Here is a 20,661-nt window from a genome sequence, read left to right on the forward strand (position 1 = left end):
AGTATAAGTTTTTGTAATAAAATGAGTATAATATTGTTTATCTCAATTTAACTGATAAAATATAATATGTGTCATTAATTATATAATATATTATAATCAATTATGGAGGAAAATATGAAATTTTTAACAAGAGATTTGTATAAAAAATTATGTTTGACAAGCATAGCTATTTTTGACAGCAGGAAAGAAGCACTTGATTATAAACAAAAGTATGGGATAGATATAAAAGATGAAATATATAAAAACTTTGAAAATATAATTAGGTTTATTCCAGGATTATTAGACTATGTTGATAATAAAGGAGAGCTTTATTATGATGGTGCACCTTCAGATGAATTTTGTATTGCAATGATGAACTTTCAATACAAACTTAAGTTTGAATGGATACGTATATGTAGGGAATACAACAAACATTATAATAATATAAAATCAAAACTTTCTAATAATGTCCAAAAATTAGCTATTAAAAATATACATGATTTTAAACTTACTAATGTAAAAAAGAAAAACAATGAAGTAGCTTTAGTGTTAAATGGAGGATGTAGTTATAGTAAAGATAATGAAAAGGATAATGTTAACATTATTTTCGGTGACATAAAAAACGTTAATATTCCAGAAAACTATCACAATAAAAGATGTATATTCTCTGAAATACACTTATCAAACATAGGTCAATTTGAATATAGAATTTTATTAGATGAAGGAGAAATACATATAATTGCTGATAATGTTGATATGCTATAAAGCTATAAAAGTTCGTTTTCTTTATAATAAAGAAGACGAACTTTTTAATAGCAGAGAACCTGAAGTTTTTATCTTTTGCATCTATTGATTAGCGATACAAAGCTTTTAAAAAAATATAAACCAAAGATATATATATGTTCAAGTTTATGGGAAGTATAATATTATATTTGCAATAACTAATGGAGGTGTTTTTTTGATAGATTCTATGTTTTGTTATCAATGCGAGCAGACAATAGGTGCAAAGGGTTGTACTAAAGCAGGCAATTGTGGGAAGAATGCCGAAGTTGCTGCGTTACAAGATTTGCTGGTATATCAATTAAAAGGAATGGGTTTTTATGGAGACAAGATACTAAAAAAAGGATATGAAATAGATGAAGAAATATGTAAATTTGTTGCTGATGCGTCTTTTTCTACATTGACAAATGTAAATTTTGATTCTGAAAGATTTGTAATATACCTTAAAAAAGCACAGGAGTTAAAAGAAATATTAAGAGAGTTAGCTGGTAATATTGAAGGAAATATTCCGCAGGAAGCTTCATACAAGTTACCTGAAACTAAAGAATCTATGCTTATGGACTCAAAGAAAGCAGGAATAATGTACGATCAAGAGCTTGATCCAGATATTCGTTCTTTAAGAGAAATGCTCATATATGGTATGAAGGGTATGGGTGCTTATGCTCATCATGCTCATATTCTTGGATTTATATCTAAAGAGGTAAATGAATTCTTTTTCAAGGGATTTAATGCTGTTATTGATGATAATTTAACAGTTGATGATTTGTTTAATATTAATATGGAATTTGGTAAGGTCAATTTAGAATGTATGAGATTACTAGATGAAGCGAATACGACTTCTTATGGTAATCCAATTCCTACAGAAGTAACAATAACTATAAAGAAGGGACCGTTTATAGTTGTGTCTGGACATGATTTAAGAGATTTAAAAAATTTATTGGAGCAAACAGAGGGAAAAGGTGTTAACATATATACTCATGGTGAAATGTTACCAGCTCATGGTTATCCAGAATTGAAAAAATATAAACATTTAGTAGGTAATTTTGGTGGTGCTTGGCAAGATCAACAAAAAGAATTTGATGGTATACCAGGTGCTATCCTTATGACAACAAACTGTTTGCAAAAGCCACGTGATTCATATAAAGATAGAATATACACAACTAGTATAGTTGGTTATCCAGAGATACAGCATTTAAGCGAAGTAAATGATAAAAAAGATTTTACACCAGTGATAGAAAAAGCACTTCAATTAGGCGGATGGTCAGAAGATGAGCCTGAAAAGAAAATACTTGTTGGGTTTGGTCATAATACTGTTTTAGGAGTTGCTGACAAAGTAATAGATGCTGTCAAAACAGGGGCTATAAAGCATTTCTTTTTAATTGGTGGTTGTGATGGAGCTAGGCCGGGAAGAAATTATTATACAGAATTTGCACAGAAAACGCCTAAAGATACTGTTATTTTGACACTTGCATGTGGTAAATATAGATTTAATAAGATGGATTTTGGTAGTATAGGTGATTTGCCAAGATTGCTTGATATAGGGCAATGCAACGATTCATATTCAGCTATAAAGATAGCGTTAGCTTTAGGAGATGCTTTTGAATGTACAGTAAATGATTTACCGTTGTCTTTGATTCTTTCTTGGTATGAACAAAAAGCCGTATGTATATTAATAACTTTACTTTCATTAGGGATTAAAAATATATATTTAGGACCAACATTACCAGCGTTTATTTCGCCAAACGTCTTACAGATACTAATAGATAAATTTGATATTAAACCAATTTCAACTCCTGATGAAGATTTAAAAGTCATATTAGGATAGAAGTTGAAAAATCAATAGTATATAAAAAAAGTCAGAGCATTTATGACTTTTTTTATATTTAGGAAAGTTTATACTTTTGTAATAAGAGTTTAAAAAAATATTAATAGATGGTCAACCCTTGAAGTAAGTGTAGCTAAATGTTTATTAGATAGATTATAAGATTACTTAAAAATTGTCCCTAGATATAAGCTTAAAAAATTATAACCAATAAGTAACTAGAACTTCTATAAGGTTTCTTTGAAGAGTGCTAAAAGAGCTTGTAATCTTAATATTTTTATAAATTCAGAAGAAAAAAGCTTTTAGAGCCGTAGAAGAAAAGTAGATTTAGCTTATAAATAGCTATAAAATAAATAGATAGTATAGAGAATCAATATTAACGCAGCATATGCTGCTTATTTTTTAAAAATTATATTAAAAACTAACAACATTTTATCTTTTATCTACTTTAAAAAACCATATATTACATATAAAAATAATAAAGAAAATAAAAGTAAAACACTCCAAGATGCACCTTTGATTTACTTATTTATAAGCTATATACTATGTATTATATTAAGTAAAATTGTATTATTATAGAAAAATTATTGATATTTATATAAAAAATTCATAAGTAGTTTTTATGATATATGTAAATATGGAGGACTTCAAATGGCAAAACAACAAGAATATAAATTGTTTTATATTGGTAATATTAGTTTAGGAAAATGGCAGCAAATTTTTGAATACTGTTTGAATAAAGCAGATTATTTTAAATTACAGTTTAATGAAAATGTTGGAAATTGGTTTTTGAAGGAAATAAAAAGCTTAAAGCTAATCAATGAAATAGACAGAATAAAGGAGAAAATAGTATTAAGCGGTGAATTAAGTGATGATATAAAAGAAAAAATATTAATGTTACAACAACCATTATATGATGGAGGTTGTACGATTTTTTGGGATTTTCAGTTATATGTTGAAGACAGAATAATACTATATATAGAAAATATTGTAGATATAGTAGTTAAGCTAAATCCTTTAGAAATAGAAGAACTTAGAAAATTAGATATAAATATTGAAGAGTGTGCAAAAACTATGCTTTAATTTGTTAGAGTTTTAGTTGACAAATATATACTACGGGGGTAATATATAAATGCAGCATATAAGATTACATCTGTAGGAAGGTGGATTTATGAAAGAGTCAAATAGGATATCTAATTCAGAATTGGAAATAATGAAGATACTATGGAAAGAAGCACCTCTTAATTCAACTGAAATTATCAATAGATTAAAATGTCAAAGTGATTGGAGTAGAAAAACAATACATACGTTTATAAGCAGATTAGTTAAGAAAAATGTATTAAGAGTTTTAAATGGATATAAACAAAAAGAGTATTATCCTACAATAACTAAAAATGAATATAAAAAATCCGAGACAGAATTATTTGTAAAAAAGATATATAATGGTTCATTTATTTTATTAGTTTCAGATTTCATAAAAAATGAAAGTTTAACTGAGAATGAAATAAATGAGCTTAAAAAAATGTTGCTTAATAAATAAGATATTATAAAAATAACTCCCTGGGATATATTGGGGGATATTTTTATACTTTAAACTGGGTACAAATATAATAGAAATAATTTCAGTAAAAAGAAGCTTAAGATTATCAAACAAGTGTGTAAATATAATAACATACTAACTACTACTAAATAGATTTATAGTAAAACAATAAAACTTCTAAGGAGGGCAAATATGGAAGTTGATTATGGCATTTTAGCAATTGTTCCACCACTAGTTGCAATTGTTTTAAGCTTTTTAACAAAAAGAGTTCTAGTTTCACTTTTTTTAGGTATCTTTGCCGGAGGGATCATAATAGCTAGAGGAAATCCATTTGGTGGTATAGCATATTCATTAGATAAGATTGTGCTTTCATTGACAGATGATTGGAATGCGAAGCTTTTATTATTTAATTTGTTAATGGGAGCTGGTGTAGCGTTCATATGGAAACTTGGAGGAAGTAGAGCTTTAACAAATTGGGCAAAGAGTAAAATAAAATCAAGAAAATCTGCTGGTATAGGAGCATGGTTGTTAGGAATAATAGTTTTTTTTAATGATTATGTAAATGCTGCTATTGTTGGAAATGTTTTTAGAGATGTTTGTGAAGAGTATAATATTTCATCAGAAAGATTATCTTATATATTAGATTCAACAGCAGCCCCTGTTGCAACATTTTTTATTTCTGATTGGATAGCGTTTCAGATATCTATGGTGCAAACAGGGATGGATGTAGCTGGAATAACTGAAGTTTCAGCATTTCAAGGTTACCTTATGAGTATTCCATATAACCTTTATTGTATATTTGCTGTTATATTTGTCGGAATGTTGGTTATTAGCGGTAAAGATTATGGTCCAATGCTTAAAGCTGAAAATCGGGCAATTACAACAGGTAAAATAGTTAATGAAGGTGCCAGTCCTATGATGGATGTTAGTTATGAACTTGGTGAACCAAAAGATGTTAAATCTAGTTTATTTACATTCTTTGCACCTATTATAGCATTAGTTGCAGTTACATTATTTGGGTTTTGGTGGACAGGTAGAGCTGGTGGGAATAATCTGACAGATGTATTAGGAGCTTCAGACCCAGCACTAGCTTTGCTTTGGGGATCTTTTGCAATGACTTTAGTTGGTATATTAATGGCTCTAAGAGTGATGGATATAAAAGAGACTATGGATACTTTTTTAGATGGTCTTAAACTTATGTTACTTGCATGTGTTATACTTGTGTTGGCATGGTCTTTGGGAGGAGTTACAGGAGATATGAAATTAGCAGATTATATAGTATCAAAATTAGGAGGTGCTATATCATTTGGTTTTATACCAGTAATTATTTTTATTTTAGGAATGTTGATATCATTTTCAACTGGAACATCATGGGGTACTATGACTATACTTACTCCTATAGCAATTCCACTTACATATAAATTGACTGGTGATGCTGTAACAGCTGTTTCCATTGCAGGTATAGTATTTTCAGGGGCTATATTTGGAGATCATTGTTCACCCATATCTGATACAACAGTATTAGCTTCAATTTTCTCTGGAGCTGATCATATTGATCACGTATCTACACAAATTCCATATGCATTAACAGCTGCTTTTGTAGCACTCGTCATGTATAGTTTATATAGTTTTGTGGGTGTTTCAATTTATTACTTAATACCATTGGGAATTATTTTACTATATGTGTTGATGAACGTTTTATCTAGTTATTATAGTAAAAAATATAATATAGATAGTAAAACTAAAAGAAAATACTAACATAAAAAATTCCGATTACTCATATACAATCAAATAAATTGATCTAAAAAAATATCACTAATTATTCAAAAAAATCCAGCTTACAAAGCTGGATTTTTTATCAATACTATGATAAAATTTACATGAGAGGGATTTAATATTTATGTTTTGAGTTGATATTTTACTCAACTTAGAATGTCTAATTTACCGTTCTATGAAAAAAACTTCTATTGGAATCAGTTCTATAAAAAGTTTGTTATATTAAGCTTGTTATCCTATCTAAAAGAAACCTCTAAGTAATAAGAAATATTTATTTATCCATCTATAATGATTTTATAAGTTTTCTTCTACAAATAATTTCATATTATACGAAGAGGAGGAATTTTATGAAGGGTTTTTATTTAACTTTTACTATAGTAATGTTAATATGTATGTTCTTGAAAAGTTATAATTGTAGAAAGAAAATCAAAGATGAATTGATGGATATGAAAAAATTAAATAAATTATATGACTCAAAAGAGTATGAAAAAGCTATAATATACTTAAAAAATAGACTTAACCAATATGATGAAAATGTTTTGTTATTAAATCAAATAGGATATACATTGATGTTAATGGACAAAGCAAGCGAGGCTATTATATATTTTAAAAAAGCTTTAGATATAAATCCTAGTACAGTTGTAGTATTAAACAACTTAGGCTGGGCTTATAATAAAATTATGGAGTTTGAAAAAGCGATTGAAAATTTAGATGAAGTTTTAAAGCAAGATACAGATGATTACTATGCATTGAATAATTTAGGGAATTCTTATTTAGGATTAAAAAAATATGAAAAAGCGATAGATTATTATGATAGGGCATTGAGAATTGAATCAGATTTGATATATAGTATTTATGGCAAAGGGATAGCTTATTTTTATAGTAAAGCTTATGAAAAAGCAATATTATGTTTTAATAAATATCTAGAGCTTGTCCCAAAAGATACTCATGCATATTCTTATTTAGGAGAATGTTATTTGATGACACATAATTATGAATTAAGATTGAAAGCATATAATGAAATCTTAAGAATTAATAAAGAGATACCGTGGGTATATGTAGCTAAGGGTAATACACTATGTTATCTAGGAGAATTTACAGAAGCATTAAACACATTTGATAAATGTATAAAGTTAAATCCTAAATATGCTGATGCATATTATCAAAAAAGTAGAGTGTTTGCTTATTTTAGATATAAGGAAAAAGCTTTTCATTGTCTTAAAAAAGCAATAGAAATTGATAACAAATATAAAAGAATTGCTTATGATGATAAAGCTTTAAATAATCTTAAGTTTTTTAATAAATTTTATGATATTATAAATGTGTGAAAAAAAATTATAATAAACAAATGTAGAACAATTAATCGTAATCGAATGTCGGTATATATTTGTAAAAAACGCGTATTAGCGTTTTTTTTTGCTGAGAATCCGAATTTTTATTTGATGTGGATTGCCTACAACTAGAAACAAATTAATAAAAATACAACGCATAAAGTATAAATTTACATATAATGAGTATAAATATACTTTGTTTAAATCTTATGGTTTGAATAATAATACTATAAAGAATTAATATTAATAATTAGGTGTTAAAGAATGCGCAGTGTGCAAAAAGTACACAAATAAAAAGAAATAATGTTAAAATGAACAAAGGTAAATGAATAGAAAGTGTTGAAAATATATTAAAAGTGTTTTAGTATTATAGACACATGTATTATTATTAAGCACAACTAATTCAAAAAAACATTTATAACTTTGCAAATTTACTTTTCAATTATTAATTTTTATAATATAATATAATTTAATATTAAAAATAACCTAAAATAAGACATAAATCGACATCATTAGCTATATTAGAGATGAATATTTTAAAATTAATGATCGAAATGGTGCTAGTTATATAAGGACACTTTAATAATATAAATCAATAAACTAATAAAGCGTAAGGAGTTGACAAAATAATGTTAAAACAAGTAATAGACATGTATGAACTATTAGATAAACCAGATGCTAATGGGGCTGAGGTAGCTGAAATTTTGAAAGAAAATGGAGCTGACGAAGTAATTGTTGAAACTGTAGGTAGTGATAAAGGAAGTACTGATTTTATTAAAATTATTATTAAAGGTAAAGAAGGTAAAAGCTCAGGAGGTAGTGTACCAACAATGGGAGTAATAGGTAGACTTGGAGGTTTAGGAGCTAGACCTGAGATGACAGGCTTTGTTTCTGACGGTGATGGAGCATTAACAGCACTATCTGTAGCTCTAAAACTTTCAAAAATGAAGAAAAATGGAGATGTACTAAAAGGAGATGTGATTATTACTACTCACATTTGTCCAGATGCTCCAACATTAGATCACAAACCTGTTCCATTTATGGATTCACCAGTGACTATGGATGTTATGAATAAGCTAGAGGTAGTTGATGAAATGGATGTAATTTTGTCAGTTGATACTACAAAAGGTAATAGGGTAATAAATACTAGAGGTTTTGCAATATCTCCAACTGTTAAAGAGGGATATATATTGAAAACTAGCGATACTTTATTAGATATTATGATGAGAACTACTGGTAGATTACCATATGTATTCCCATTATGTCAGCAAGATATAACTCCTTATGGTAATGATGTATATCATTTGAATAGTATTTTACAACCTACAACTTCTACAAATGCTCCTGTAGTTGGAGTTGCTATAACTACAGAAGTACCAGTAGCAGGATGTGCAACAGGTGCAACTCATTTGGTTGATGTAGAAATGACTGGAAGATTTGTTTTAGAGGTTGCAAAAGATTTTGGAGAAGGCAGATGTGAATTTTACGATAGTAATGAATTTGAAAGGTTAGTTAAGCTTTATGGAAAAATGAATCAATTTCAAACACTAGGCAATGATATTGATGGCTAAAGAAGTTAAACTTGGAATAATAACTATTGGACAATCTCCTAGAGTTGATTTTACAGCTGATATATTAGATATACTGGATGAAAAATTTGTTATTTATGAAAAAGGAGCGCTTGATAATTTCACATATGATGAAGTTCTAGAAAAATTTAAACCTGATGAAAATGATAGTATATTAGTCAGCAGGTTAAGAGATGGCAGACAGGTGAAAATAGGAGAAAGTCATATACTTTCATTACTACAAAAATGTATAGACAACCTAGAAGCAGAAGGTATAGATGTTATTCTACTGCTATGTACAGGTCATTTTCCAGAATTTAAGCATAATGTGTTATTAATAAAACCTGAAGAATTATTGCATACTTGCACTTCAAAGCTTCAGCGAACTAAAAAAATAGGTGTCTTTGTACCAAATACAGATCAAGTTAAAGAAACTGTTGCAAGGTGGAAAAGAAACAAAGTAGATATAGTTACAACAGTAGCATCGCCTTATATGAACTTAGAACAAATCAAAGCAGCTTCTGAAGAGTTCATTAATAATAAAGAAGTAGGAATAATTTTCATGGATTGCATGGGTTATTCTATAGAGATGAAAGAAATAGTAAGAGATATTACAAATAAGCCTGTAATATTGCCAAGAACACTTATAGCAAGAATATTAAATGAATTATACTAATTAAAATTAGTGTAAAAATAAATATCAAAAAATAAGGGGGAAAAATAATGAAAAGAATAATTAGTTTAATGCTTGTTATTGTTTTGAGTTTAGCACTATTTGCTGGTTGTGGTGAAACTAACGATGTTCCTAAGGACAAGCCAAGCGATAATAATTCAGAGCAAACTGCAAATGAAAATCCGGGTGAACCTAAAGATGGTGGAACTATAACAGTAGCTTTATCAGCTACACCTAAATCAATTGACCCAGTTAAATATACTGGAGTTTATGAAGGAAATATTATCACAAATGTTGCTGATACTTTAATTAAATACAAGCAAGATTTAAGTGAATTAGTACCTAATTTAGCTACTGAGTGGAATGTTTCAGATGATGGATTAGTTTACACATTTAAATTAAGAGATGATGTACATTTCCAACAAGGTAAATATCAAGATGGAAGATTAATGAAAGCTGATGATATCAAATATTCTTTAGAGCGTTCTGCTAAAGAATCTGCTATGAACAGATTAAGTATGCTTGATCATGTAGATGTAGTAAGTGATTTTGAAGTTAAGTGTTATTTAAAAGAAGCTAATTCTGCATTTTTAACAGTACTAACTGATTCAGGAAATGTTATAGTACCTAAAGAAGAGGTTGAAGGCTGGAAAGAAGCTTTTGGATTTAATTTAGTAGGTACAGGACCTTTTAAAGTTGTACAGTGGAATAATGATGACAGTGTTGTACTAGAAAGAAGCGATAATTATTGGGGAGAAAAACCTCACTTAGATGGAGCTGTTTTCAAATTTATATCTGATAGAAACATGATGACAAATGCTTTAAGAACAGGAGAAATTGATGTTGCTACAGATTTATCAGGTGAGAGTGTTGAAATAGTTAAATCAGCTGAAGGATTAGTATTACAAGAAGTTCCGGGATTACATGTAGGTTATGTATATATGAACCTTATGGAAGGACCAACAAAAGATAAAAGAGTACGTGAAGCTATAATACGTTCTATAGATATAGATCAGATGGTAAAAGGTATCTATAAATTTGACGAAGCAGAGCGTGGATATTTAGCACTTCCTCCAGGATCATGGGGATATGATGAGAGTTTAGAAAGTCTAATTCCTAGCTATGACCCAGAAAGAGCTAAAGAACTTATGAAGGAAGCTGGATATGAAGATGGATTTACAACTCAAATATATGTTGCTGATAAACCAGCTAGAGTTAAGATGGCTACAATTCTTCAATCTTTCTTAAAACAAAACATCAATGTTGATGTTGAAATTAAAAAAGTTGAATGGGGTACTTTTAGCGATATTGCATCAAAGGGTAAAGCACCAATGTACGGTATGTCTTGGACTTGGTACCCAGATCCATACTTCTTCTTAAACTATATGTTCCACAGCTCACAAATCGGAGCGTTAGGAAATGGTCAAGGATTTAATAATCCTGAGGTAGATAGATTATTAGGTGAAGCTGGAAAAGCTACAGAAACTAATGAAAGAGCAAAATATTATAAACAAGCATTAAAGCTTATAACAGAAGAATATTCTAGAATAAATTATTCACATGAAAAAGTTATTTATGGATTAACTGATAGAGTTCAAGGCTTTAATCTAAGAGCTGATAGTCAAATAACATTAACTTCTTCAGAGGTCAATGTTTGGTTAAATAAATAAGCTTGCTTGCTTCATATTGAAAGGAAAAATTGGGGTCGGTTCAAAATGTTTTTGAGCCTTCCCATGGGTTGTTTCAAAATGAGTGAAGTTCAAGGCATTGAAATTTGCTATTTGAAACAATCCAGTTTTTTTTCAATTTCAAAAACACAAGTGGAGGTGAAACAATGCTAAAAACAATATTGAAAAGATTTTTGCAGATTATACCTATTTTATTTATTGTTGTAACTATCATTTTTGTTATAACAAGAATGATACCGGGTGATCCAGCAGCTGTTATGTTAGGACCTCAAGCTCCAGTTGAAGCTGTAAATGATTTGCGTGAAGAATTAGGACTTAATAAAAGTATATCTCAGCAGTATTTCATGTACTTAAAAGACATTCTTAAGGGTGACTTAGGAAAATCTTATTATTATAATGAATCAGTAGTTAAATTAATAACGGAAAAATTTCCAAATACTTTATCACTAAGTTTAGTTGCAATAATTATAGCTCTTATTATAGGTGTTCCAGTAGGAATTATATCTGCAACCAAGCAATATTCATTTTTTGATTATATATCTATGATTGCAGCTTTAGTTGGAGTTTCTATGCCTATATTTTGGTTAGGATTGATGATGGTATTAGTATTTAGTGTTAAATTGGCTTGGCTTCCTTCGATAGGAATGGGAAGCATTGATAACGGATTATGGGACTTAGTAAGTCATTATATTTTACCAAGTATCTGTTTGGCAACAATTCCTGCAGCTACTTTTGCAAGAATTACAAGATCAAGCATGTTAGAAATAATTAAACAGGATTATATAAAAGCTTTGAGATCTAAAGGACTAAAAGAAAAAATTGTTGTATGGAAACATGCTTTGAAAAATGCTCTTCCTCCAATAATAACAGTAATAGGATTACAAATGTCCAGCTTGCTTGCTGGTGCAATACTTACTGAAACTATATTTAGTTGGCCGGGGATGGGTAAACTAATAGTTGATGCAATCAGTAACAGGGATTATGCACTTATTCAGAGTACAGTATTATTTGTTGCTTTAATATACGTAGTAATTAACTTAATAGTAGATATTGCATATTTATATTTGAATCCAAAGGTTTCTTACGAAGCAGGAAAAGGAGGAGAATAAATGACAGTAAACAATGATATATTAGATATGAAAAAGCAAGAAGAAATGATAAAAAAAGAAAGAAAAGCAAATAGTGCTTGGAATATGTTTAAAAGAAACAAAACTGCAATGATTGGTTTAGTCATTGTTATAACAATGATTCTTATGGCTTTGTTAGCTCAATGGATAGCACCTTATGCTCCTAATAAGATGGATCTTGTAAATACTTACGCAAAACCAGGTGTTGATGGTCATATATTAGGAACTGATGAATATGGACGAGATTTATTAAGTAGAATTATTTATGGTTCCAGAGTATCATTAATTGTTGCCGTTGGAGGAATGATGGTTGGTGGGGCTATTGGAATACTGCTTGGATTATTCTCTGGTTTCAAGGGAGGAATCGTAGATACCATAATAATGAGACTTATGGATGGAATGTTTGCATTTCCTTTTGTGTTATTAGCTATAGTACTTATGACTGTTTTAGGAGATGGATTAAAGAATGTTATTTTAGCTATAGGTATTGCCAATGTACCTAGTTATGCACGTATTGTTAGAGGACAAGTACACATAGTAAAAAAAGAAGAGTACTGCCAAGCAGTAAGAGCTATAGGTGCATCAGATATAAGGCTTTTGTTTAGTCATATTTTACCGAATAGTATTTCGCCAATTATCGTTTTTGCTACATTAAATGTTGCAGGTTCAATAATATCAGAAGCAGCACTTAGTTTTTTGGGATTAGGAATTCAGCCTCCAACAGCATCATGGGGAACTATCCTTAGAGCAGGAAAAGATTCTTTGATAACAGCACCTCATATTGCCACTTATTCAGGTATTGCAATCTTAGTAACAGTATTAGGTTTTAATCTATTAGGTGATGGTATAAGAGACGTTTTAGACCCTAAAATGAAAAGATAGTATTAATGACATGGAGGTGATTAAATGGAGCAAGATATTATTAAAATTAATAATCTAAAAACATATTTCTATCTGTCAACAGGAGTTGCAAAAGCTGTTGATGGAGTAAGCTTTAGTATAAAAAAAGGCAAAACTATAGGTATTGTTGGAGAATCTGGTTCTGGTAAAAGTGTAACTGCTTCTTCTATAATGAGATTAGTACCAAAACCTATAGGTAAGATAGTTGACGGAGAGATTATATTTGAAGGTAGAGATTTATTGAAGCTTGAAGATAAGGATATGTTAAATATAAGAGGTAAAGACATATCTATGATTTTTCAAGACCCAATGACTTCCTTAGATCCTGTATTTACAATAGGACATCAAATAATGGAAGTTATTAAAATTCATCAAAATGTAACGAAGGCTCAGGCAAAAAAGATGGCATTAGAAGCTTTGGAAATGGTTGGAATTTCAGAAGCTGAGAAAAGATTGAATTGTTATCCACATGAGTTTTCAGGTGGAATGAGACAAAGGGTTATTATTGCTATGGCAATAATATGTAAGCCCAAAATGATTATTGCTGATGAACCGACAACTGCATTAGATGTTACAGTACAAGCACAGGTTTTAGATTTATTGAAAGATTTGCAAAATAAGCTTGGTACATCTATTATGTTGATTACGCACAATTTAGGTATTGTATGGGATATGTGTGATGATGTAATGGTTATGTATGCAGGCAAAACTGTAGAATACACAGATGTAAAAAGATTATATCAAAATCCGCTACATCCTTATACATGGGGATTGTTAGGTTCTATGCCTAAGCTAAGCGATAATCCTGATGAGCCACTAAAAGCTATTAAAGGAACTCCACCAGATTTAAAGCTTACAGGTGATAGATGTAATTTCTATAATCGTTGTCCATACGCTAAGGATATTTGTAAAAATAAAGTTCCTGAGCTTATAGAGATAGAAGAAGGTCATTTTGTAGCATGTCATTTTCAAAAAGTAGGCCAGCAATTATTAAAGAGGGGGGAATTATAATGAAAGAAGCTATACTAAGTGTTGAAAACTTAACAAAAATATTTAATATAAAAAGCGATAAATTATTTGGTCCCCCAAAAAGATTAAAAGCCGTAAATAATGTGTCATTTGAAGTATATGAAGGTGAAACGGTAGGAATTATAGGAGAATCAGGTTGTGGGAAATCTACTTTAGGAAGAAGTATTATAAGGCTTATAGAACCTACATCTGGCAATGTCTTGTATAAAGATGTTTCATTAACCAAAATATCTGATAATGAAATGAAAAAAATGAGGAAGGATATACAGATTATTTTTCAAGACCCTTATTCTTCTTTAGACCCTAGAAAAACTACTGGAAGCATCATTGAAGAACCAATGATAATTCATAATATGGGTACTGCAAAAGAGAGAAAAGAAAAAGTTATTGAGTTATTAGAGCTTGTTGGTCTTACCAAATATCATGCTACAAGATATCCTCATGAGTTTAGCGGTGGACAGAGACAAAGAATTAATATTGCAAGAGCATTGTCACTAGATCCAAAATTAATAGTATGTGATGAACCTGTATCAGCTTTAGATGTTTCAGTACAGGCTCAAGTTTTAAATCTTCTTAAAGATTTACAAAAGAGACTTAATTTGACCTACTTGTTTATTTCACATGATTTAAGTGTGGTTAAATATATTAGTGACAGAATTGCGATTATGTATCTTGGAAAAATTGTTGAAATAGGTAAATCTGAAGATATTTATGAAAAGCCATTACATCCATATACAAAGGCATTGTTCTCTGCTATACCTCCTGAAAATCCTTTGGAGAAGAAGCAGAAAATATTATTAGAAGGGGAAATACCTAGTCCGCTTAATCTACCGCCGGGTTGTCCATTTTCATCTAGATGTCCAAATTGTGTAGACGAATGTAAAAAGATAGTACCACAATTATCTGATGTAAAAGATGGACATGAGGTAGCATGTATATTATATAAATAATAGATTGGAGTGATAAATATGAAAAATCAAGCTATAAAAGAAAAACTATGGAAATTAGTTGACGATAATAAAGATGAACTATTAAATTTGGTTTCAAATTTAATTAAAATACCAAGTGAAAACCCACCAGGAGATATGGAGGAAGTTGTTAGTTTTATAACTAGCTATTTAGGTGAAGCGGATATAAAATATGATATAGTGAGACCTAAAGCTGATAAACCTAATGTTATAGCTGCAATGGGCGAAGGAAAAGGAAAAACTCTTGTTATGAATGGACATTGTGATGTTGTGCCAGCTGGCGATAGATCCAAATGGGATTTTGATCCATTTTGTGGAACTATAACAGATAAGCTTATTCTAGGTAGAGGAACATCTGATATGAAGGCAGGCTTAGGAGCATTAATGTTTGTTATGAAGGTTTTAGCTAAAGAAAAAATAAACATGAAAGGTAAAGCAATGCTTCATGTAGTTCCTGACGAAGAAACTAGCGGTAAAGAAGGAACTAAATGGCTTGTTGAAAATGGATATGCAGATGGTGCAGATGCATGTTTAATAGCAGAGCCTACAAGCTATAATAATTGTGAAGTTGGACAAAAAGGGTCTTTGTGGATTGATTTAAAAGTACATGGTAAATCAGCACATGGAAGTATAGGAAACTATGTTGGTGAAAATGCTATATTGAAAGCAACAAAGATACTGAATCATATAGAGAAACTAAGAGAGTTAGAAGGTAAATTTAACGAAAATCAAAAACAAGTCTTAGCTGATTCAAAACGTATAGCAAGAGATGCTTTGAAAGCTGAAGGAGTAGAAAATGTTATTGATCATGTAACAGTTAATGTTGGTACAATAAATGGCGGTACAAAGGCAAATATGGTTGCAGATTTTTGTGAAGTGGTTATGGATATTAGAGTTCCTATTGGTGTTAAGATTCAAGACGTTGTTGATAAATTTGAAGATATAATGAAAAAACTAAATATTGAGGATGTTGAATATAAATTCAACTGGAATTCAGAAGCAAATTTTACAGATGTTAATTCTGATATAGTAAAATCTGCTGTAGAGAATGCAGAATATATATGGGGTAAAAAAGTAGTGCCAGCATATCAATGGGCTTCAAGTGATGCAAGATATTATAGATATGCTAATATACCTACTATCCAATATGGTCCTGCTAATACTGAAGGTATACATTCATATAATGAGACAGTAGATATTGAAGACGTAATAAATGCTGCTAAGGTTTATATGGGAATATTTGCAGATTTATTAGAACTTGAGTAAATTTAAGTGGATTGGTGATATTATATGCTTACTTTAATTAAAGATGGTTATATATTTGATTCAGAGAAGGGCGATTTTTTTAAGGGTGATATATTAGTTAAAGATGACAAAATAGAACGCGTTGGCGAAAAACTAGTTAATGATAAAGTTGATAAAGTTATTGATGCTGAAGGTAAAAATGTTTTTCCAGGATTTATTGATGCACATAGTCATATAGGTATGTGGACAAATACTCAAAATGGAAATGATGCTAATGAATGTACAGAGCCAGCAACTCAGACAATGAGAGCTATTGATGGTATAAATCCCTTTGACCCTTGTTTTGGCGAAGCTATAGAAGTTGGTATAACTACTGTTATGACACCACCTGGTAGTGGAAATGTTATAGGTGGTCAAGCGGCTATACTAAAAACAAAAGGTAATTCTGTAGATGAAATGGTTATAAACAAATATGCTGCTTTGAAGGTTGCATTTGGTGAAAATCCTAAAAATGTTTATGGTTCTATAGGAAAGAGTCCATCAAGCAGGATGTCTACTGCTAAGGTTTTAGACGAGGCATTGCAGAAAGCTAGCTTATATTTAAATGAAAGAGAAAAAGGTAAAGTAAAAGTGGATTATGATTTAGAACCTTTTGTGCCTGTTTTAAAAAAGGAAATCCCATTAAAAATTCATGCACATAGAGCTGATGATATTTTAACAGGTATTAGAATTGCGGAAAAATATAACTTGAAATATACCTTAGATCATTGTACAGAAGGGATAAAAATAGTAGATCAGCTAAAAAATAAAAATTGTCCGATATTACTTGGGCCACTATTGATGTTTAAATCAAAATCTGAACTTAAAGATGGTAATATAGAGACTGCGAAGGTACTTTCAGATGTTGGTTGTAACATTTCAATAATATCTGACCACCCTTTTGCCAATGCTAAATATTTATTGACTTCAATAGGTGTTTTGGTTAAAAATGGGTTAGATTATATAGAAGCATTGAAAATGGTAACTATTAATCCTGCTAGAGCTCTAGAAATAGATGATAGAGTAGGAAGTATAAAAGAAGACAAAGATGCTGACATAGTCATATATGATGGAAATCCTCTAGAGTTACAATCTAAGGTTTGTGTAACAATGATAAATGGTGAAATTGAATATACCAGAAATAATTAAATGGTATATTTTTTTCATAAGTAATTTGGACAGTTATTAACCAATTTATACGAAAAGGTGAATAATCATGTTATTATTAAAAAACGGTTTAGTTTACACTATGGAAACAGATGAAGCTATTAATACAGACATATTGATAAGTGATGGGAAAATACTAAAGATTGAAGAAGATATATCTTGCGAAAATGCTAAAAAAATAGATTTAAGTGGAAAAATTGTTATACCAGGCTTAATAGATGCATGTTCTAGTATAGGCTTAATAGAAGAGGGTAAGAAGCTAGTAGGCGATGATATTAATGAAAAGAATGAACTAATATTATCAGATTTGAAAACAAAAGATGGAATTTATATATGGGATAATGGGTTTAATGATGCATTAAAAAATGGTGTAACAACAGCAGTTATAACATCGGGTAAAATGAATGTAATCGGTAGCCAAAGCTGCGCGATTAAAACTAAAAATAGTTCATTAGAAGAGATGCTTGTAAAGGATTTTGTAGACTTACATATTGTATTAGGCGATAGTCCAAAGAAATGGAATCAAGGTAAACAAGAAACTCCTTTATCCAGAATGGGAATAATTAGTTTACTAAGAAGAACATTAATTGAAGCTAGAGATTATTTAGAAAATAAGAAAAACAAAAGTATAAGTTACCTAGAATATAATGCTAAATATGATGCCTTTGAAAGCATATTTAACAATGAGGTACCATTAAAAATCACAGCTCATAAGGCACAAGATATATTAGCTGCTGTAAATATAGGTAATGAATTTAATATAAGAGTAGTAATAAATTATGGAACAGAAGCTTATTTAGTGAGGGAAGTGTTAAAGAAATATAACATACCTGTTATATTAGGTTCGTGTTTAACAGATAAATCAAGTTATGACCTAATAAATAGAAAAGATTCTTCAGGAAAGATTCTATCAGGTTGTGGCATAACTACAGCAGTTGCAAGTAATTACCCTGATGTAATATCAAGTTTATTGATGATATCAGCAGGTATATATGCTAAAGCAGGAATGTCTCATATAAATGTTTTAAAAAGTGTGACTATTGATCCAGCCAAAATTTTAGGTTTAGATGATAGAATTGGTAGTATTAAGGTAGGAAAAGATGCTGATATAATAGTATTTGATGATAATCCTATTAATAGTATGGCTAAGGTTGTTATGACTATATTAAATGGAGAGTTAACAGCTTGCTCATAAAAATTAAGTTTTTTATTTTTATGTGATGAGTAATCTTATGTACTTAGATAAAAAATACATGAGATTACTCATTTTTATATACATTTAATCTCTAATTTAAAATGGTATAAATATGATCCAATTTTATTCCTAACTGAAGCCATAATTTAGTTTCTGCGTTGTTCATAGATAGACCTATGATTTTTTCTATTTTTTTTATACGCTTATAAAGTGTATTTCTATGAATATATAATTGCTCATAGGTTAGCTTCAAATTAAAATTATATTTAATTAAAGTATTTATAGTCAAATATAATTCTTCTTGTTTTTCATAATCATATGCCTTAATCTTACTTATAGTATTTAAATAAAGCCTTTCTAATATTGGATTATCTTTTTGCTGATGAAGAAAGTGGTATATTAATAAATCATCGTAACAGAAAATTTTATCATTATCAGGACAATACGTTCTCCCCATCCTTAAGCTGAATATTGCGTCCTGATAGGCATATTTTAATTGAGGTATGTCACTGTAACCTCTGCTAATACCAATTATAAATTCATATTGTGGGTATTGATGTTTTAGATTATATATTAATGTTTGTAGTTTTTCAGGCATCATTCTATTATGCTTTTCATCTTTTATGTGTATGGATACAATTTGACCTTTTTCTGTTAAAAATAAATTATCTTTAAAACAATTTTGTAAATAGTTTTTAATATCATTTATTATGGATATAGGCATTTGGTTGTCATTTATTTTTTGTGAGTTATTAACATTTTCAATCTTTAATATCCAAACATATCTATCTAAATTATATTTTAGATTAAAATATTCAGTTTCTCTTTTGATAGTGGATTCTTCAGTAAATAAACCATATAATACACTTTGTAAATATTCCTTCAGTGATTTATTATAAATAAGTTCGTTTTTATATTTATTAATCATACATACAGTAAAATTAGGGAGTATGTCTGCGATAAAAGGTATATCTAATTGACCATATAGAAAGTGATTATTTTTGATACAAAAATACCCTAAAATATTACTATATGCATTAATGGGAAAACATAAAAATTCTTCATCTTTTATATAAAATTTATAAGGTGAAAGTGGTTTACAATTATCATTGTTAATATTAGATAAATTTTGCTTCCAGTCTTTATTGTTATATAAGTTATCTTCTAAAAAACTAATGTTATAAATAGAATGATGGATCAAATTCAATTGTTTAGATAAAAGAAAACACTCTCTTTGTAAAAAAAAGCCTAATATATTAACAAGTATTTTTTTACTTATTTGAGTTGAGTTCATAAGAGCAATTAGATTGTTTTTTAATTGTTGATTGAAAAACTGAGCTTTGTTTTTTTCTTTAATAATGTTATATATATGTTTTGTAAATAGTTCATCAGTTATTTCACTGTAAATACTAAATAATGGTACATTATAAAACTCGAATAAATTTATTAATGAGGAATCTAAAAAGTCATTTTTATCATTATAAATAATACAGCAAGCACTGATATTTTTATTGCATAATGATTTAAAAAATTCATTTCTCAAGTTTTTTGGTATATATTTCAATACTACGAAAACAAAATCATTGTTTTTCACCCAAAAATTATTTTCTAGGAAAAATAGAAATGTAAATGATTCATAATTACATTTATTGTAATCAACATTATTAATTTTTATTAGTTTATATTCAAGATTATTTAGTTGCATTTCATCACCTTCGCATAATAATCCCTGATTATTCATATAACTTTGAATAGTATGTTGTATAATTTTGAATTAGAAGATTCCAATGAATTCGAAGGCATACCGAATTGGTATGTCGAGAATTTAATGGAA

17 protein-coding genes are annotated in these 20,661 nt (G+C 29.2%); 16 read left to right on the forward strand and 1 reads right to left on the reverse strand.

The window, feature by feature from the left end; all coding sequences use genetic code 11:
* Positions 1 to 114 precede the first annotated feature (114 nt).
* From AYC61_RS04240 to AYC61_RS04315, 16 genes are all read left to right on the forward strand, one after another.
* Complete coding sequence (locus tag AYC61_RS04240) at positions 115 to 744, forward strand: DUF4085 family protein (RefSeq protein WP_066497351.1); 630 nt, start codon at positions 115 to 117, stop codon at positions 742 to 744.
* A 193-nt stretch (positions 745 to 937) separates the two neighbouring features.
* The gene (hcp, locus tag AYC61_RS04245) at positions 938 to 2,584 is read left to right on the forward strand and encodes a hydroxylamine reductase (RefSeq protein ID WP_066497355.1); all 1,647 of its coding nucleotides are present in this window, start codon (positions 938 to 940) and stop codon (positions 2,582 to 2,584) included.
* Between the two features lie 648 nt (positions 2,585 to 3,232).
* On the forward strand, positions 3,233 to 3,664 hold the full coding sequence (locus AYC61_RS04250; RefSeq protein ID WP_066497357.1) for a hypothetical protein: 432 nt from the start codon (positions 3,233 to 3,235) through the stop codon (positions 3,662 to 3,664).
* A gap of 88 nt (positions 3,665 to 3,752) precedes the next feature.
* Positions 3,753 to 4,121 carry a BlaI/MecI/CopY family transcriptional regulator gene (locus AYC61_RS04255; protein WP_066497359.1) on the forward strand — a complete coding sequence of 123 codons (369 nt, stop codon included), beginning with the start codon at positions 3,753 to 3,755 and terminating at the stop codon, positions 4,119 to 4,121.
* Positions 4,122 to 4,313: 192 nt separating this feature from the next.
* Complete coding sequence (locus AYC61_RS04260; RefSeq protein ID WP_066497361.1) at positions 4,314 to 5,879, forward strand: Na+/H+ antiporter NhaC family protein; 1,566 nt, start codon at positions 4,314 to 4,316, stop codon at positions 5,877 to 5,879.
* A gap of 365 nt (positions 5,880 to 6,244) precedes the next feature.
* Positions 6,245 to 7,225, forward strand: coding sequence for a tetratricopeptide repeat protein (locus tag AYC61_RS04265; RefSeq protein WP_066497364.1), 981 nt, complete (start codon positions 6,245 to 6,247; stop codon positions 7,223 to 7,225).
* 632 nt (positions 7,226 to 7,857) lie between these two features.
* Positions 7,858 to 8,799, forward strand: coding sequence for a DUF1177 domain-containing protein (locus AYC61_RS04270; protein ID WP_338026019.1), 942 nt, complete (start codon positions 7,858 to 7,860; stop codon positions 8,797 to 8,799).
* On the forward strand, positions 8,792 to 9,472 hold the full coding sequence (locus AYC61_RS04275) for an AroM family protein (protein WP_162265433.1): 681 nt from the start codon (positions 8,792 to 8,794) through the stop codon (positions 9,470 to 9,472). Before AYC61_RS04270 ends, AYC61_RS04275 begins: the two co-directional genes overlap by 8 nt.
* A gap of 47 nt (positions 9,473 to 9,519) precedes the next feature.
* Entirely contained in the window at positions 9,520 to 11,139 is a 1,620-nt protein-coding gene (locus tag AYC61_RS04280) for an ABC transporter substrate-binding protein (protein WP_066497372.1), read from the forward strand.
* 164 nt (positions 11,140 to 11,303) lie between these two features.
* Positions 11,304 to 12,266, forward strand: coding sequence for an ABC transporter permease (locus tag AYC61_RS04285; RefSeq protein WP_066497376.1), 963 nt, complete (start codon positions 11,304 to 11,306; stop codon positions 12,264 to 12,266).
* Positions 12,267 to 13,166: an ABC transporter permease gene (locus tag AYC61_RS04290; protein ID WP_066497378.1), complete on the forward strand. Its 900-nt coding sequence runs from the start codon at positions 12,267 to 12,269 to the stop codon at positions 13,164 to 13,166.
* Positions 13,167 to 13,190: 24 nt separating this feature from the next.
* Positions 13,191 to 14,195, forward strand: coding sequence for an ABC transporter ATP-binding protein (locus AYC61_RS04295; RefSeq protein WP_066497379.1), 1,005 nt, complete (start codon positions 13,191 to 13,193; stop codon positions 14,193 to 14,195).
* Positions 14,195 to 15,163 (forward strand): ABC transporter ATP-binding protein, encoded by a 969-nt coding sequence (locus tag AYC61_RS04300; RefSeq protein WP_066497382.1) that lies wholly within the window; start codon positions 14,195 to 14,197, stop codon positions 15,161 to 15,163. Before AYC61_RS04295 ends, AYC61_RS04300 begins: the two co-directional genes overlap by 1 nt.
* An 18-nt stretch (positions 15,164 to 15,181) precedes the next feature.
* Entirely contained in the window at positions 15,182 to 16,447 is a 1,266-nt protein-coding gene (locus AYC61_RS04305) for a M20 family metallopeptidase (protein WP_066497385.1), read from the forward strand.
* A 24-nt stretch (positions 16,448 to 16,471) separates the two neighbouring features.
* Positions 16,472 to 17,614 (forward strand): amidohydrolase, encoded by a 1,143-nt coding sequence (locus tag AYC61_RS04310; protein ID WP_066497389.1) that lies wholly within the window; start codon positions 16,472 to 16,474, stop codon positions 17,612 to 17,614.
* Between the two features lie 67 nt (positions 17,615 to 17,681).
* On the forward strand, positions 17,682 to 18,827 hold the full coding sequence (locus tag AYC61_RS04315; RefSeq protein ID WP_066497391.1) for an amidohydrolase family protein: 1,146 nt from the start codon (positions 17,682 to 17,684) through the stop codon (positions 18,825 to 18,827).
* A 91-nt stretch (positions 18,828 to 18,918) separates the two neighbouring features.
* Here the strand turns inward: AYC61_RS04315 and AYC61_RS04320 are convergent, their stop codons facing one another.
* Entirely contained in the window at positions 18,919 to 20,532 is a 1,614-nt protein-coding gene (locus AYC61_RS04320; RefSeq protein ID WP_066497395.1) for a PucR family transcriptional regulator, read from the reverse strand.
* Between the last annotated feature and the right edge of the window lie 129 nt (positions 20,533 to 20,661).

Source organism: Abyssisolibacter fermentans, from assembly GCF_001559865.1.
Classification (GTDB): domain Bacteria; phylum Bacillota; class Clostridia; order Tissierellales; family MCWD3; genus Abyssisolibacter; species Abyssisolibacter fermentans.

Coding starts and splice junctions, on each gene's coding strand:
- AYC61_RS04240 (WP_066497351.1), top strand. CDS start 115: ATGAAATTTTTAACAAGAGATTTGTATAAAAAATTATGTTTGACAAGC.
- AYC61_RS04250 (WP_066497357.1), top strand. CDS start 3,233: ATGGCAAAACAACAAGAATATAAATTGTTTTATATTGGTAATATTAGT.
- AYC61_RS04255 (WP_066497359.1), top strand. CDS start 3,753: ATGAAAGAGTCAAATAGGATATCTAATTCAGAATTGGAAATAATGAAG.
- AYC61_RS04260 (WP_066497361.1), top strand. CDS start 4,314: ATGGAAGTTGATTATGGCATTTTAGCAATTGTTCCACCACTAGTTGCA.
- AYC61_RS04265 (WP_066497364.1), top strand. CDS start 6,245: ATGAAGGGTTTTTATTTAACTTTTACTATAGTAATGTTAATATGTATG.
- AYC61_RS04270 (WP_338026019.1), top strand. CDS start 7,858: ATGTTAAAACAAGTAATAGACATGTATGAACTATTAGATAAACCAGAT.
- AYC61_RS04275 (WP_162265433.1), top strand. CDS start 8,792: ATGGCTAAAGAAGTTAAACTTGGAATAATAACTATTGGACAATCTCCT.
- AYC61_RS04280 (WP_066497372.1), top strand. CDS start 9,520: ATGAAAAGAATAATTAGTTTAATGCTTGTTATTGTTTTGAGTTTAGCA.
- AYC61_RS04285 (WP_066497376.1), top strand. CDS start 11,304: ATGCTAAAAACAATATTGAAAAGATTTTTGCAGATTATACCTATTTTA.
- AYC61_RS04290 (WP_066497378.1), top strand. CDS start 12,267: ATGACAGTAAACAATGATATATTAGATATGAAAAAGCAAGAAGAAATG.
- AYC61_RS04295 (WP_066497379.1), top strand. CDS start 13,191: ATGGAGCAAGATATTATTAAAATTAATAATCTAAAAACATATTTCTAT.
- AYC61_RS04300 (WP_066497382.1), top strand. CDS start 14,195: ATGAAAGAAGCTATACTAAGTGTTGAAAACTTAACAAAAATATTTAAT.
- AYC61_RS04305 (WP_066497385.1), top strand. CDS start 15,182: ATGAAAAATCAAGCTATAAAAGAAAAACTATGGAAATTAGTTGACGAT.
- AYC61_RS04310 (WP_066497389.1), top strand. CDS start 16,472: ATGCTTACTTTAATTAAAGATGGTTATATATTTGATTCAGAGAAGGGC.
- AYC61_RS04315 (WP_066497391.1), top strand. CDS start 17,682: ATGTTATTATTAAAAAACGGTTTAGTTTACACTATGGAAACAGATGAA.
- AYC61_RS04320 (WP_066497395.1), bottom strand. CDS start 20,532: ATGCAACTAAATAATCTTGAATATAAACTAATAAAAATTAATAATGTT.